The sequence below is a fragment of the Roseovarius sp. MBR-154 genome (genome assembly GCF_053628595.1).
In genome coordinates this window covers 302,896-318,539 of record NZ_JBRJGR010000001.1, presented here as the reverse complement: position 1 = coordinate 318,539, position 15,644 = coordinate 302,896, and the positions used below count along the sequence as shown (strand labels likewise).

Here is a 15,644-nt window from a genome sequence, read left to right as displayed (position 1 = left end):
CGGCAACGACAGCTCAAGGTCAATCTCCACGCTCCCCAAAAGAAAGCCGCGCGGCCCGTGTCGGGGCCGCGCGGCAGGGTTTCATCTCGGGCTGTGACGCCCGATCAGGTCAGATCGAATCGGTCGGCCTCCATCACCTTGGTCCAGGCGGCGACGAAGTCCTGCACGAACTTCCCGGCATTGTCGTCTTGCGCATAAACCTCGGCATAGGCCCGCAGGATCGAGTTGGAACCGAACACCAGATCGACGCGGGTCGCGGTGAACCTGGTCTCTCCCGACTTGCGGTCGACGATGTTGTAGCGACCATCCCCCACAGGCTCCCACTTGTAGCCCATGTCGGTGAGCGTGGTGAAGAAATCGGTCGAGAGCGCACCAGGCTTGTCGGTGAACACGCCATGCGTCGTGCCGCCGTAGTTGGTGCCCATGACCCGCATGCCCCCGATCAGCGCTGTCATCTCATGCGCCTTGAGGCCCATCAGTTGCGCCCGGTCGAGCAGCATTTCCTCGGGGGTGACGATGTAGTCCTTCTTGACCCAGTTGCGGAAGCCATCGGCCAGCGGTTCCAGAACGTCGAAGGAGTCGGCATCGGTCATCTCGTCCGTGGCGTCGCCACGTCCGGGATGGAACGGCACCTCGACATCGAATCCGGCGGCCTTGGCCGCCTGCTCGACACCGACATTGCCGGCCAGCACGATCACGTCGGCAAGGCTTGCGCCGCTCTCCTTCGCAATCGGCTCCAGCACACCCAGAACACGGGCCAGACGCTCGGGCTCGTTGCCTTCCCAATCCTTTTGCGGCGCCAGACGGATGCGCGCGCCATTGGCACCGCCGCGCATGTCAGAGCCGCGATAGGTCCGCGCGCTGTCCCATGCGGTGTTGACCATGTCCGACAGGCTCAGCCCGCTATCGGCGATCCTGGCCTTGACGGCGGCGACGTCGTAGTCGGTCGCCCCTGCCGGGATCGGATCCTGCCAGATCAGGTCTTCGCCCGGAACGTCGGGGCCGATATAGCGCGCCTTGGGGCCCATGTCGCGATGCGTCAGCTTGAACCAGGCCCGCGCGAAGGTCTCCGAGAAATAGGCCTCGTCGGCCATGAACTTCTCGCAGATGGCGCGATAGGTCGGGTCCATCTTCATCGCCATGTCGGCATCGGTCATCATCGGCATCACGCGCTTGGAAGTGTCGGTGGTGTCGACCGGCATGTCCTCTTGCCGGATGTCGACGGGCTGCCACTGCCACGCGCCTGCGGGGGACTTGGTCAACTCCCATTCATAGCCGAAGAGCAGCTTGAAATAGCCCATGTCCCACTGCGTCGGATGGGTCGTCCACGCGCCCTCGATCCCCGAGGTGATCGCGTTCGTGGCCTTGCCGCCGAGGTTGGGGTTGACCCAGCCAAAGCCCTGCGTCTCGACATCCGCGCCCTCGGGTTCGACCCCGAGCGTGGCTGCATCGCCGTTGCCATGCGCCTTGCCGACGGTATGCCCGCCACAGGTCAGCGCCGCAGTTTCCTCGTCATCCATCGCCATGCGCGCAAAGGTCTCGCGCACCTGCGCGGCGGTCTTGAGCGGGTCGGGCTGGCCGTTGACGCCTTCGGGGTTGACGTAGATCAGGCCCATCTGCACGGCGGCCAACGGGTTTTCCATCGTGTCCGGCTTGCTCACGTCGCCATAGCGGCTGTCGGACGGGGCCAGCCATTCCTTTTCCGCGCCCCAGTAGATGTCCTTTTCGGGGTGCCAGATATCCGCGCGGCCAAACGCAAAACCATAGGTCTTGAGGCCCATGGACTCATAGGCCATGTTGCCCGCCAGAATGATCAGATCGGCCCAGCTCAGCTTGTTGCCGTATTTCTTCTTCACCGGCCACAGCAGACGCCGCGCCTTGTCGAGGTTGCCGTTGTCGGGCCAGGAATTGAGCGGCGCAAAACGGATGTTGCCAGTGCCCGCGCCACCGCGTCCGTCAGCCAGGCGATAGGTGCCCGCCGCGTGCCACGCGAGACGGATCATCAGCCCGCCATAATGCCCCCAGTCCGCAGGCCACCAGTCCTGGCTCTCGGTCATCAGCGCCTTGACATCGGCCTTGACCGAGTCGAAATCCAGATCCTTGACCTCTTCGGCATAGTCGAAGTCCGGCCCCATCGGGTTGGTCTTGCTGTCATGCTGATGCAGAATGTCGAGATTGAGCGTGCTGGGCCACCAGCTTGTGACGCTCGTGCCGCTCACGGTCAGCCCACCATGCATGACAGGGCATTTGCCCATATCGTTGCCGTCCATCTTGTCCTCCAATTCAGGTTGGGTCTGCGGTATTCGCTGCTGCGCACCAGGCGTGCCCGTCGCTTTGACCACAGGATATAGAATCATTCTAACGAATGCGCAACATTAGGGGAAGTTGTCTTTTCTGATCAAAACAATAGCTTTTAGTTATCATGAGACTAGAGACGGCTCAGCAACTCCCGCGTTGGCCAGGCATCGACCGGCAGGCCCAATTTGGCCTGCATGTCGCGCACCGCCGCGCGGGTATTGGCCCCGAGGATGCCATCCACCCCGCCGACGTCATAGCCGCGCGCCGTGAGCTTGCGTTGCAGCGCCTTCATCTCTTCGCCCGAGAGGCCCGGCGCGGGATTGCCCGCGTCAAACACCGGCGCGCCCTCCAGCCGGTTGGCGAAATAGGCGGCGGTCAGCACGTAGGTAAAGCTCTGATTCCATTCGAAATAGACCCGGAAATTGGGATAGGCGAGAAAGGTCGGCCCGCCCTTGCCCTGCGGCAGGATCACGCTGGCGGGCAGGTCCGCGATCTCGCCATGGCGCGGGCGCAGGCCGATGGCGGCCCAGCCGGCACCGCCCTTCGTCACCTCCAGCCCCGATTGCGCCCAGTCGAAACCCTGCGGCAACGTCACCTCCTGCAACCACGGCTCATCCGCGCGCCAGCCCAGCCCCGAGAGCATCGACGCCCCGGACAAGAGCGCATCGGGGGCCGAGGTTTTCAGCCGCACATGCCCGTCGCCATCGCCATCGGTGCCGTGCTCCAGAATGTCCTCTGGCAGCATCTGCACCATGCCGATTTCCCCGGCCCAGGCCCCTGTAGTGCGGGCGGGGTCGAAATCGCCTTGTGCATAGAGCTCGATCGCGGCAAAGATCTGCGGGCGGAAAATCTCGGGGCGGCGGCAGTCATGCGCCAATGTGACGAGCGCATCGCGGGTGTTGAAATCGCCCTGCACCGCGCCGTAATCGGTCTCGAAGGCCCAGAAGGCCAGGAGCACGCCCCGGCTGATGCCATAGTCACGCTCGATCCGGTCAAAGGTGCTGTCGTAACGCTCGGCCATCTGCCGCCCGCGGTTGAGCCGGTCGGCGCTGATCAAACGGCGGGCGAACTCGGTGAAGGGCAGTTGGAACACGCCCTGCCGCCGGTCGGCGCGCAGCACGGCCGGGTCTTGCCGGACACCGGAAAAGAACCGCTGCACCGTCGCCGCGTCATGGCCCCGCGCCTGCGCCTCCTCGCGCAAATCCGCGACGAAGGCGTTGAAATCGCCGCCGCAGGCGGCTGCTGCCCCGCCCGCCGTCAACGCCCAGAACGCGCCCGCCGTCATCATCCGCCGCATGTCACACCTCACAGTTTCCAAACGCGGCTATGAAACAGGATCACCTGCGCGCCCGCAACCGCGAAAACCGGCTAGCCGCTCAACAGGTCTTGCAGGGCGAAGGCCATCACCCGCGCCGATTGCACCATGTCATCGACGCCCACATATTCATCCGGCTTATGCGCGAGATCGAGAATGCCGGGCCCATAGGCGATGCAGTTCTTCAGCCGCCCGATGCGGTCGATATGTTTCTGGTCATAGGTGCCGGGGCTGACCACGTAATCAGCCGCGTGGCCGAACACCTCCGCCACCGCCCGCGCCACCGCCGCGACCACCGGCGCGTCGCGCTCGGTCATGGTGGGCAGGACGCGGTGCAATTCGCGGATCGTGTAGTCAAAGCCGGGCCGTCCATCGCGCACCGCCTCGAGCACGGCGCGCACTTCCGCCTCGACCGCGCCGATATCCTCCTCGATCAGGAACCGCCGGTCGATCACCATGCGGCAGCGGTCGGGCACGCAAGGGCTGGGCAGGCCGGTATAATCGGCGTCCTGTTCCGGCTCGCCGCCATGGATGGAATTGATGTTGAGCGTAGAGTGCCGCGCGCCCTCGGGCACCACCGGCATCTCGGTGCGGCGCGCAGCGAGCGCGGGGAAGAGCCGCGCCTCCATCGCCTCGATCACCGCGCCCATGTGGCGGATCGCGCAATCGCCCAGAAACGGCATGGAGCCATGGGCAATCTCGCCAAGGGTCTCGATCTCGGCCCACCAGACGCCGCGATGACCCAGACAGATCCGATCCTTGCCCAGGGGTTCGGGGATGATCACGTGATCGACGCGGTCGGGGCTGAAATAGCCGCGCTCGGCCAGGTAGGCGACCCCGCCGAAGCCGCCCGATTCCTCATCCGCCGTGCCGCTGATTTCAATCGCCCCGGCATGGTCGGGGCAGGTGGCGAGGAACGCCTCGACTGCCACGATGCTCGCCGCCAGCCCGCCCTTCATGTCGCAGGACCCGCGCCCGTAGATACGGCCGTCGCGCAGTTCACCGCCAAAGGGGTCCACGGTCCAGCCATGGCCAACCTCGACCACGTCGATATGGCTGTTGAAATGCACGCAAGCGCCGGGGCGCGTGCCCTCGCGTCGCGCGACGATATTCCAGCGCGGATGCCGGTCGCTGTCGCCGGGTGCGCCATGGGCGCGGATCATCTCCGTCGCGAAGCCTGCCTTGGTCAGCCGCCGGTCCAGATAGTCGCAGATCTCGCGATAGTTCACGCCCGGCGGGTTCAGCGTCGGGATGCGGATCAGGTCCTGCGTCAGCGCCACCAGATCCGCCTCGCGCGCCGCGATCTCGTTGCTCAGCCGGTCCTTGAGGGTCATCGCCTCACCTCCGCCGGGCAGATAGCACCAGCGCGCATAATGACCATGACAGCCGGTTTCTTTATGGCATAAATACTCATCTTGCCCGGTCTCACCCCAGCCCTGTCCTTTGCCGCAGCAGCGCCTCGGCCTGCCCCACCATGGCTGCGATGATCTCGGCCACCGGCGGGCGGTCATGGATCAGCCCCGTCGCCTCGCCGACGAAGGTATTGGCGCGCGCCGGGTCTCCCTCGGCCCAGCCCGCCGCCCAGTCGGCCTGTGCGCCCCGGTCGGCGCGCAAGCCATCCGGATCATCATGCCAGCGGTCCGTGATCGGGTTGCGCAGCACCCGCGCGGTGTAGCGGTTGGGCCAGCGCAGGCCCCGCGCGGCATCCATCACGGTGGAGCGGATGGTCTGATCCCCGGTGGCGGCAATCGCGGCATCGCTCATCGCCGCGCTCACCTGCGCCTCTGCCGAGGCCCAGAGGCGCGAGCCGACGAGCACGCCATCGGCCCCCAGCATGAGGGCCGCCGCCAGCCCGCGCCCGTCGGCAATGCCGCCCGCCGCGAGGAGCAGCACATCGGGCGCGTGGCCCGCCAGCCAGTCGGCCACCTCGGGCACCAGCGTGATCGTGCCGCGCCGCTCGCCATGGCCGCCGGCCTCGGAGCCCTGCGCGACGATCACCCGCGCGCCGCACTCCGCCGCGCGCTGCGCGTCGCGCAGGGTCTGCACCTGCGCGATCAGCGGCACGCCCGCCTCGGCAATGCGGGGTGCAAAGGGCGCGGGGTCGCCGAAGGACAGGCACAGTGCTGCCGGATCGTATGCCAGAACCTGATCGAGCACCTCCGGTCTCTCGGCCATCTTCCAGGTGATGAACCCGCAGCCGACCCGCGCATTCCCGGCCTCGGCAATGGCCCCATCCAGCCAGTCGGCATCGCCATAGCCGCCGCCGATCAGGCCCAGCCCCCCGGCATGGCTGACGGCAGCCGCGAGCCGCCCGCCCGCAGCAAAGGCCATCGGGGCCGAGACGATCGGATGGGTCAGGTCAAAGGCATCGGTGAGACGGGTGCGCATGGGCGCAGTATGCGCCCAGGGCGAGGCTCAGGACAAGAGGTCCGCGACGATCCCCGGCAATTCGGCGAAATCGTCGAAGGCGCGGTCATGGGCGATGTCCGCCACCGGGCCCTTGCGGTAGCCTTGGGTATAAAGCGCGAAGGGCAGGCCCGCACGCGCCGCCGTTTCGGCATCGACCTCGCTGTCGCCGACATAGACCACGTCGCGCGCGCCAAGGCCTGCCACCGCCGCGCGCAGCGGGGCCGGGTCGGGTTTGCGCACCGTCAGGCTGTCGCCGCCGATCACCACCGGGAAATGCGCATCGAGCCCGAGATGCGCCAAAACTGCGCGCGTCGGTCCGACCGGCTTGTTGGTGCAAAGCCCAAGCGCGTAGGGTTCGGCGGCGAGCGCCGTCAGCGCGTCGGCGACGCCGGGATAGACCTGCGTCAGCGTCACCGCCGTCTCGTAAAGCTCGATGAACTCCGCGATCAGCTGCGCGCGCAGCGCGGCATCCCCGGCCCGGTCGCGGGCGCGCAGGCAGCAGGTGATGAAATGCGGCACGCCGCTGCCGATGAAACTGCGCGTCTCGGCGGGTGTGAAGGGCGCGAAACCGTGCCGCGCCATCAGGGTGTTGGCGGCGGCGTGGATGTCGGGCGCGCTGTCGATCAGCGTGCCGTCGAGGTCGAAAATGACCGCGCGACTCATGCCATCGCGCCGGTCGCGGCCTCTGCCGCTTGGCGGATGCTGCGGATGTTCTCACCGTAAACGCCCGGGTTGTCCACGCTGCCACCCTTGAAGACCGCCGATCCTGCGACCAGCACATCGGCCCCGGCGGCGGCCATCAGGGGCGCGGTCTCGGGCGTGATGCCGCCGTCGATCTCAATATGGATGGGCCGGTCGCCGATCATCGCGCGCAGGCGTTTCACCTTGTCGATCTGGCTATGGATGAATTTCTGCCCGCCGAAGCCCGGATTCACGGTCATCACGCAGATCAGATCCACCATGTCGAGCAGGTGTTCGACCGCATCAACCCCGGTCCCCGGGTTCAGCGCCAGCCCCGCCTTGCAGCCCGCGCCACGAATGGCCTGCAATGTGCGGTGGGTATGCGGCCCGGCCTCGAGATGCGCGGTCAGCACGTCCGCGCCCGCCTGTGCGAAGGCGTCGATATATGGATCGACCGGCGCGATCATCAGGTGCACGTCCATCACCGTCTTGATATGCGGGCGGATGGCGGCGCAGAGCGGCGGGCCGAAGGTGAGGTTGGGCACGAAATGCCCGTCCATCACGTCGACATGCACCCAGTCGCAGCCCTGATCCTCGATCGCCCGGATCTCGGCCCCGAAATTGGCGAAATCCGCCGAGAGGATCGACGGTGCGATCTTGATGGAACGGGTGAAGGTCATGGCGTGGCTCCTCTCACGGCTGGATGTGGGGGAAATGCGCGCTCGGGCCGGGAAGGTCAAGAGCGGCCCGGTTGCCGTGTCCCTTTATCCGTCACCCTCCGGCTTGACCGGAGGATGACGGACCACGCGATTGATCCCTCTCGCCTTTCATGCAACCGTCGCTGGGCGAGGGACGAGAGAGGAGCGCAGCATGCAGGGCCAGATGATGCACCGCGACCTGCGGATCATCGACATCCTGACCCATGCCGCTGAGGCGCATGGCGATCAGGGCATTGTGTCGGCCCGGGTCGAGGGGGATATTCACCGCCAAACCTACGGCCAGACGCTGGCCCGCGCGGCACAGCTGGCGCATGCGCTGGGGGGGCTGGGCGTGGGCATGGGCGACCGCATCGGCACGCTCGCGTGGAACGGCTATCGGCACTTAGAGCTGTATTACGCGGTCGCGGGCATGGGGGCGGTCTGTCACACGATCAACCCGCGTCTCGCGCAGGAACAACTGCTCTATATCATCCGCCATGCGGGCGACCGGGTGCTGTTTCTCGATCTGACCTTCGTGCCGCTGGTCGAGGCGCTGGCGCCCGATCTGCCGCAGGGCCTGCGGTTCGTGCTGATGACCGACCGCGCGCATATGCCCGAAACGGTGCTAGATGCGCTCTGCTATGAGGAGGTGCTGAAGGGCCAGCCCGAAAGCCATGACTGGCCCGAACTTCCCGAGGAAACCGCCTCGGGCCTCTGTTATACATCGGGCACCACGGGCAACCCCAAGGGCGCGCTTTATTCGCATCGCTCGACGCTCTTGCACGCGATGCAGGTGCCGCTCTGCCAGACCAGCAGTTTTCGCGCGGGCGCGCGTATTCTGCCGGTGGTGCCGCTCTTTCACGTCAACGCCTGGGGCCTGCCCTATACCGCGCCGCTGACCGGCATGACGCTGGTGATGCCGGGGCCGCATATCGACGGGCCGAGCCTGTTCCGGCTGATGGAGGCGGAGCGGGTCTGGTCGGCCTGGGGGGTGCCCACGGTCTGGGCCGGGCTGCTGGATGAAATCGAGGTGCAGGATCGCGTGCCCGAGGGGTTTGGCGACCTTGTGGTCGGTGGCTCTGCCGCGCCCAAGGTCATGATCGAGGCCTACGAGGCGCGTGGCGTGAATGTAGCACAAGCCTGGGGCATGACCGAGATGAGCCCCATCGGCACCCATGGCATGCTGCCTGCCGCGCTGGACGACGCCCCGCAGTCCGAGCGCATCGCCGCGAAATGCTGGGCCGGGCAGCGGCTTTTCGGGGTGGAGTTCAAGATCGCGGATGATGATGGCCACCGCATGCCGCATGACGGGCAGGCGAGCGGAGAGCTTTACGTGCGGGGCAACACGGTGATCAGCGGCTATTTCGAGAATCCGCATGCGACGCGCGACGCGATGGACCCCGAGGGCTGGTTCGGCACCGGCGATGTGGCCTCGATCAGCCCCGAGGGGCGTCTGATGCTCCGCGACCGGGCCAAGGACCTGGTGAAATCGGGGGGCGAGTGGATCAGCTCCATCGACCTTGAAAACGCCGCCCTCTCGCATCCCGGTATCCGGACCTGCGCGGTCATCGCCGTGCCGCATCCGAAATGGGACGAGCGCCCGGTTCTGGTCGCGGTGGCGGCGGCTGAGAAACGCCCCACCCTCGACGAAATCTGCCGCCAGATGACCGCGCAGTTTCCTGCCTGGCAACTGCCGGATGACATCGTCTGGCTAGACAGCCTGCCGCTCACGGCAACCGGCAAGATCTCCAAGCTCTCCCTGCGCAGGCAACTCGCCGACTACGTCCATCCCGACCTGCGCGGGGACGGCGCATGAGCGCGGACCTGGACACCGCCCGCGTCGCAGACTGGCTGGCGGGACACCTGCCAGGTTTCGACGGGCCGGTCGAGGCCGAGAAGTTCAGCGGCGGGCAGTCGAACCCGACCTATTTGCTGAAGACGCCCGCGCGCAATTACGTGCTGCGCCGCAAACCGCCCGGAGTGCTGCTGAAATCCGCCCATGCGGTGGAGCGCGAATTTCGCGTGCAGCGCGCGTTGGCGGGCACAGACGTGCCGGTCGCGCGGATGCATGTGCTGTGCGAGGATGAGAGCGTCATCGGCGCGCCCTTCTACATCATGGACGCGGTGCCGGGCCGCACCTTCGATGCGCCGTCGCTGCCCGGGCTGGAGCCTGTCGAGCGCGCTGCCGTGATCGACGAGATGAACAAGGTTCTGGCCGCGATCCATGCCGTCGATCTGGAGGCGACGGGGCTGAGCGATTACGGCCCCTCGGGCAATTACTATCGCCGTCAGATCGACCGCTGGACGGCGCAGTATCACGCCACCGCCACCGGGGACCTGCGGGAGATGGAGGCGCTGATCGTCTGGCTGGATGGTCATGTACCGCCGGAGGACGGGCAACGCTGTCTGGTGCATGGCGATTACCGGCTCGACAACCTGCTCTTCGCGCCCGACGGCACAGACTGTGTCGCGGTGCTGGATTGGGAGTTGTCGACCATCGGCCACCCCTATGCGGACCTTGCTGCTGTCATCATGCAATGGTCGATGCCCGCCACGACCGAGGGGCGGGGGCTGGCGGGGGTGGATCGCGCCGCCCTTGGCCTGTGGTCGGATGAGGATTTCATCGCGCGCTATTGCGCGCGGCGGGGGCTGGCCCCCATCGAGGGGTTCAACTTCTACCTCGCCTTCACCTATTTTCGCATGGCGGCGATCCTGCAGGGGGTGAAGAAACGCGCGATGGACGGCAACGCCTCGGACCCCGCACGCGGTCTGGCGCTTGGAGAATATGTGCCGGAATTCGCGCGCGCCGGGCTGCGGACAGCAAAGGATGAGACATGAGCGACAAGATCGACCCCGCGCTGCTGGAGGAACCGTCGGCGCTGCAAACCCATCTGGGCTATCGCCTGACCGAATGGCGCACGGATTTCGCGCGGGTGGAATTGCCGCTGACGCCTGTGCTGATGAACCGGCAGGGGCTGCCACATGGCGGGATGCACGCGACGCTGCTCGATACCGCGATGGGCTTTGCCGGGTGCTATACCGGTGATCCGGAGCGGACGCAGATGGCGCTGACGCTCTCGCTCACGGTCAATTACCTCGGGCAGGCGCGGGGGGCGCTGTTGATTGCCGAGGCACGGCGCACGGGCGGCGGCAAGAGCACCTATTTCGCCGAAGCCACGGTGCGCGACGAGACCGGCAGCGTGATCGCCACGGGCACGGGCGTGTTCCGCTACCGGCGGCGTTGAATTTCAGGAAATCTGAAATTTTGTAAAGAAATTTGCGATTGATTTAATCATCTGCGCCTCGCAAGCTGCGTGCCTGAGATTTACCGCGACCCTGCGCACCGCGCGGTGGTCGGCGGCGCAGGGCAAAGGACAGGCATGACACTGGAGACGCGCAACTTCATCGCAGGCCAATGGCAAGACGGTGCCGCCACCGTGGAAAACCGCAACCCGTCGGATCTAAGGGACGTGATCGGCCACTATGCGCAGGCCGATGCGGCGCAGCTTGACACGGCCCTGTCTGCCGCGCGCGCGGCGCAAGCGACATGGGGTGCCACCGGCCCGCAGAGGCGCCACGATGTGCTGATGGCGATCGGCACCGAGCTCATGGCCCGCGCCGGGGAAATCGGGACAATGATTGCCCGCGAAGAGGGCAAGCCGCTGGCCGAGGGCAAGGGCGAGACCTATCGCGCCGGGCAGTTCTTTACCTATTTCGCCGCCGAGGCGCTGCGCCAGCTTGGCGAGACCGCCGACAGCGTGCGCCCGGATATCGAGATCGACGTGCGCCGTGAACCGGTGGGCGTGGTGGCGATCATCAGCCCGTGGAATTTCCCCATCGCCACGCCTGCGTGGAAGATCGCGCCGGCGCTGGCCTTCGGCAACGCGGTGATCTGGAAGCCCGCCAACCAGACGCCGGCGAGTGCTGTGGCGCTGACCGAGATCATAGCCAGGCAGGACCTGCCCGAGGGCCTCTTCAACCTCGTGATGGGGCCGGGGCGCGATGTAGGGCAGCGTCTGGTCGAAAGCCCGCAAGTTGACGCCATCAGCTTCACCGGCTCGGTCCCCGTGGGGCGTGGCATCGCGGCGGCGGCGATGGTCAACATGACCAGGATCCAGATGGAAATGGGCTCCAAGAACCCGATGGTGATCTGCGACGATTGCGATCTCGATCTGGCGGTGGCCCACGCGACGAACGCGGCCTTCGGCGGCACCGGCCAGAAATGCACCGCCGCCTCGCGGCTGATCGTGCAGGAGGGCATCCACGACGCCTTCGTCGAGAAACTCGTCGCCGCCACGCAGGCGCTCAAGGTCGGTCACGCGCTCGAGGAGGGCACGCAGATCGGGCCGGTGGTGAGCGATGGGCAACTCAGCGGCAACCTCGATTACATCAGGCTGGGCCAATCCGAGGGCGCAGACCTCCTCTGCGGCGGCACCCGGCTGGAGCGCGCGACGAGTGGCTATTACATGGCCCCCGCCGTGTTTGCGGGCACCGACAATGCCATGCGCATCAACCGCGAGGAGATGTTCGCGCCGGTCACCTGCATCCTCAGGGCGGGCAGCTATACGCAAGCGCTCAGCATGGCCAACGACACCGAATTCGGCCTGACGGCGGGGATCATGACGCGCGATCTCGCCCGCGCCACGCATTTCCGCCGCAACGCGCGCGCGGGCTGCGTGATGGTCAACCTGCCCACCGCAGGCACCGATTACCACGTCCCCTTCGGCGGGCGCGGCGCATCGAGCTATGGCCCCCGCGAACAGGGCCGCTTGGCGCAGGAATTCTATACCACGGTCAAGACCTCCTACATCCATTCGGGGGTCCCCGCATGACACCACCCCGGATCGACGCCCTGCAATATGCCAACTGGTCGGAGGATATCTTCCGGCAGATGCGCGCGGGCCCTGTCGATGCGGTGCATGTGACGATCACTTACCACGAGAATTTCCGCGAGACGGTGCTGAATATCGAGGCGTGGAACCGCTGGTTCGAGCAGTATCCCGACCTGATCTTTCAGGGCTTTACCGCCGACGACATCGCCGTTGCGCAGGCCACGGGCCGCACCGCGATCTTCTTCGGGTCGCAGAACCCGAGTTGCATGGAAGACGATATCGGCCTTGTCGAGGTGCTGCACCGGCTCGGCCTGCGCTTCATGCAACTGACCTATAACAACCAATCCCTGCTCGCGACCGGGTGCTACGAGGCCGAGGATACCGGCCTCACCCGCATGGGCCGCGAGGTGGTGGCCGAGATGAACCGGGTAGGCCTCGTGGTGGACATGAGCCATTCCTCTGAGCGTTCCACGATTGAGGCCATCGAGCATTCGACGCGCCCGATCGCCGTCACCCATGCCAACCCCGCAGGCTGGCACCCCGCCCGGCGCAACAAGTCCGACCGCGTGCTCGACGCGCTGGCGGAAAGCGGCGGGATGCTGGGCTTTTCGCTCTACCCGCATCACTTGCGTGGCGGCGGCGACTGCACGCTCACGGAATTCTGCGCGATGGTCGCCCGCACCGCCGAGCGGATGGGCATCGACCGGCTCGGCATCGGCTCGGACCTGTGCCAGGATCAGCCCGACAGCGTGGTCGAGTGGATGCGCTCTGGTCGCTGGACCAAGACCGTCGATTTCGGCGAGGGCAGTGCCGACAGGCCCGGCTTTCCACCGATGCCCGACTGGTTCCGCGACAATCGCGATTTTGGGCAAATCGCGCAGGGTTTGCGCGCTACCGGCATGAGCCATACAGAGGTGGCGGGCATCATGGGCGGCAACTGGGCACGGTTCTTTGCCGAAAGTTTCGGCAGCGTTGCGCCCCGCTACAAGGAGGCCGCGCAGTGAGTTGCGAGAGCCGGAACCCCATGCCGCAGGCGGCAGCGTTCCGGCGGCCGCCCGCTGAAGTGATGCGCCTCGACCGGATGGGATGCAGCCACCCCACAAGGCTGTCGTTCCTGCGCCAATTGCTGCGCCGGATCGAGGCCGAGGGCTGGGTGTTCGACCGTCCCGTGTGGGAGATGGACGCGCATGGCGTCGGGCGGGCGGTCTACCGGATGCGCTTTGACGGCGGCAGCCTGAGCCTCGTGGCCTTTGCCCATGACCTGCCCGCCGATCAACGCTCCGACCGGGTGATCGCGACCGCGTGGGACGCGACATTCGCGCTGTTCGACGGCACGCCGGATGCCGATGATCTGGACCGGTTGCAGGCCAATGTGCCGCTGCAGGAGGCCGGGCGCGTCAGCCCGAAAGAGTTGTCGCTCAGCCGCGCCAACCGCTCGGTGCGGCTCTTCGATCACGTGGTCGAGCGGCTGGCGGCGGGGCAGCAGCCCGATGCGCAGATGCTGCGCGAAACCGGCTATCTGATGCGGACCACCGCCGTCTATGGCTCGGGCAAGTTCGGGGCAGCGGATCGCGCGATGATCGCCGGGCGGCCTGCTCTGAGCTCCCCGTTTCAGGCCGAAATGCTGTCGGTCTGGCTGACCCGCGCCTTTACCGTCGATCTGGTCGAGCATCTGGCACGCGCGCGCGGCGGCGCGGCGGCGGTGCCGCTGCGCGAGGATCTGCGCCGGGGCCTCGGCGTGGGCAATTCCACCGGCCTCGGCATGGCACCGTTTCTGGTGCGGCACCCGATTCTGCTCAACAACTGGATGATGGCCCGCGAAGAGGCGCTGGCGCGGGTGCGGGCGCAAGCGTCGGCGGATGAGATGACGCTGGCAGGCTTTCGCGCGACGCTGGCGGCGGCGGTGCAGAACGCGACCGACTGGCAGACCGCGCACCCCATCCAACAGGCCAAGCTGACCGATCTGCGGGGTGGTCTGGCCCGGCTGGATCGCTTCGTGGCAGAGGGCTGGGACGCAAGCGCGCCGCAGCCCTGGGACGCGCTCTGGCACTGGGGGCAGGCCGACCTGCCGCTCGAGGCGCAGGAGGCGCTGCTCGCCGCGATGCTGGAGCCGCACGGGCCGCTGATCGACGGGCTGGGCCAATGCATGCAGGCCGATGAAGAGGCGCATTTCGGCATTGACGGCGCGATGCGCGTGGCCGAACTGCGCGACATCCTGCAAGCGCAGTACGACTGGGCCATCGACACCGACTACAGCGACCCCGCCCATTGCGCCCGCTTCTGGTATATCTCCGAGGAAAAGCTCGAGCCGCGCCTTGGCGAGCGGTTTGAGGAGGAGGACGCAAGCCGCGAACTCCCGCTCGATACCGGGCGGCAGGCGGCGGCGCTGTGGCACGCCTTGCAGGAGGAGGACGGTGATGGCCCGCTTGCGCACTTCCTGCTGGCCCATCCCGAGCATCGCCTGATGGTGCGCCGTGTGCAGACCACCGTGCGGCACCCGTTCGCGGAAATCCGCGACAACCTGATCGACGCGGACATGCTGCCCATCGACCTCTTGCGCTGCAAGCTGGCCTTCTTCGGGGCCACGCGGTTCGATCCGCGCTCGGACCGATGGGTGCGCATCAGCCTGTTTCAGGGCGCGCCCTATCCCGACGACCTGAACCGGGGGGACGCGCCGTGATGATGTCGCCCAACGATCCCACCCGCTCTGCCTCGGCCCCCGAAATGCAGCACCCGGCGCGCGTCTGCCTGTCGCTGTCGGAGATCAACGCGCTGTGCTTCAAGGCGGCGCGCGGGTCCGGGCTGAGCTGGGGCGAGGCGGAAGAGGCGGGATGGGCCGCCGCCTGGCTCACGCGCGCAGGATTGCCCGGACCCTCGATCATGCTGCACTGGGTGCAGGACTGCGCCACGCTGGCCCGCCCCCTGCCCGCGCCCGGCCATTGGCAGGCCCGCATGGGGCCGCTTTGCCCGCTGCGCACGGGGCTGGCTCTTGCCGATTTTGCGGCGCTGCCCGAAGGGCCGGGCAACGACGGCCTGCGCATCGACACCGTCGCGCATCCGCGCCTCATCCTGCCCTTCGCCGCGCGCGCGGCCACGCGGCTTGACCTGCCGCTGCGGATCGGATGGAGGGGCGCTGAGATCACGCTCCGACCGGCGGGCACAGAGCCGCTCACCCTGTCCCTAGGGCAAGAGCACGAGGCCCCCGCCGATCTGCGCCTCGTCACTCCGGACCGACGCGATACCGACGCAATACCGACAGTTTACGGCGTGCCCGTCCAAGGCATCGCACTCACCGACTGGCAGGCGCTCGATGCTTTGGCATTGCGCGTCACCGTCCCGCCTTCGGACGCCTCGCGCGCCGGGGCGGGGGCTGCGGGGGATGACAATGATTGACCCGCGATCAAACGACCT

At 66.9% G+C, this 15,644-nt stretch carries 13 protein-coding genes; 7 read left to right on the top strand and 6 right to left on the bottom strand.

Annotation, left to right across the window (positions count from 1 at the left end):
• Positions 1-104 precede the first annotated feature (104 nt).
• From katG to rpe, 6 genes are all read right to left on the bottom strand, one after another.
• Positions 105-2,270, bottom strand: a complete 2,166-nt coding sequence (gene katG, locus ACSSV4_RS01500; RefSeq protein WP_454273000.1) for a catalase/peroxidase HPI — start codon at positions 2,268-2,270, stop codon at positions 105-107.
• Between the two features lie 158 nt (positions 2,271-2,428).
• Positions 2,429-3,595, bottom strand: coding sequence for a lytic murein transglycosylase (locus ACSSV4_RS01495; protein ID WP_454272999.1), 1,167 nt, complete (start codon positions 3,593-3,595; stop codon positions 2,429-2,431).
• A gap of 71 nt (positions 3,596-3,666) precedes the next feature.
• Positions 3,667-4,947: an acetylornithine deacetylase/succinyl-diaminopimelate desuccinylase family protein gene (locus ACSSV4_RS01490; RefSeq protein WP_454272998.1), complete on the bottom strand. Its 1,281-nt coding sequence runs from the start codon at positions 4,945-4,947 to the stop codon at positions 3,667-3,669.
• Between the two features lie 91 nt (positions 4,948-5,038).
• Positions 5,039-6,001, bottom strand: a complete 963-nt coding sequence (locus ACSSV4_RS01485; RefSeq protein ID WP_454272997.1) for an NAD(P)H-dependent flavin oxidoreductase — start codon at positions 5,999-6,001, stop codon at positions 5,039-5,041.
• 27 nt (positions 6,002-6,028) lie between these two features.
• Positions 6,029-6,685 (bottom strand): phosphoglycolate phosphatase, encoded by a 657-nt coding sequence (gene gph / locus ACSSV4_RS01480; RefSeq protein ID WP_454272996.1) that lies wholly within the window; start codon positions 6,683-6,685, stop codon positions 6,029-6,031.
• The gene (gene rpe, locus ACSSV4_RS01475) at positions 6,682-7,383 is read right to left on the bottom strand and encodes a ribulose-phosphate 3-epimerase (protein WP_454272995.1); all 702 of its coding nucleotides are present in this window, start codon (positions 7,381-7,383) and stop codon (positions 6,682-6,684) included. The genes gph and rpe overlap by 4 nt, the downstream gene beginning before the upstream one ends.
• 190 nt (positions 7,384-7,573) lie before the next feature.
• Here rpe and ACSSV4_RS01470 point away from each other — a divergent pair, with 190 nt between their 5' ends.
• From ACSSV4_RS01470 to ACSSV4_RS01440, 7 genes are all read left to right on the top strand, one after another.
• The gene (locus ACSSV4_RS01470; RefSeq protein WP_454272994.1) at positions 7,574-9,217 is read left to right on the top strand and encodes a long-chain fatty acid--CoA ligase; all 1,644 of its coding nucleotides are present in this window, start codon (positions 7,574-7,576) and stop codon (positions 9,215-9,217) included.
• The gene (locus tag ACSSV4_RS01465) at positions 9,214-10,239 is read left to right on the top strand and encodes a phosphotransferase family protein (protein ID WP_454272993.1); all 1,026 of its coding nucleotides are present in this window, start codon (positions 9,214-9,216) and stop codon (positions 10,237-10,239) included. Before ACSSV4_RS01470 ends, ACSSV4_RS01465 begins: the two co-directional genes overlap by 4 nt.
• Complete coding sequence (locus tag ACSSV4_RS01460) at positions 10,236-10,646, top strand: PaaI family thioesterase (protein ID WP_454272992.1); 411 nt, start codon at positions 10,236-10,238, stop codon at positions 10,644-10,646. The genes ACSSV4_RS01465 and ACSSV4_RS01460 overlap by 4 nt, the downstream gene beginning before the upstream one ends.
• Positions 10,647-10,781: 135 nt before the next feature.
• Positions 10,782-12,233, top strand: coding sequence for an aldehyde dehydrogenase family protein (locus tag ACSSV4_RS01455; protein WP_454272991.1), 1,452 nt, complete (start codon positions 10,782-10,784; stop codon positions 12,231-12,233).
• On the top strand, positions 12,230-13,237 hold the full coding sequence (locus ACSSV4_RS01450) for a membrane dipeptidase (protein WP_454272990.1): 1,008 nt from the start codon (positions 12,230-12,232) through the stop codon (positions 13,235-13,237). Before ACSSV4_RS01455 ends, ACSSV4_RS01450 begins: the two co-directional genes overlap by 4 nt.
• Before the next feature lie 20 nt (positions 13,238-13,257).
• Positions 13,258-14,913, top strand: a complete 1,656-nt coding sequence (locus ACSSV4_RS01445; RefSeq protein WP_454273388.1) for a hypothetical protein — start codon at positions 13,258-13,260, stop codon at positions 14,911-14,913.
• A complete protein-coding gene (locus ACSSV4_RS01440) occupies positions 14,913-15,626 on the top strand; it encodes a DUF3726 domain-containing protein (protein WP_454272989.1) in 714 nt (237 codons plus the stop codon). Before ACSSV4_RS01445 ends, ACSSV4_RS01440 begins: the two co-directional genes overlap by 1 nt.
• The last annotated feature ends 18 nt before the right edge of the window (positions 15,627-15,644 follow it).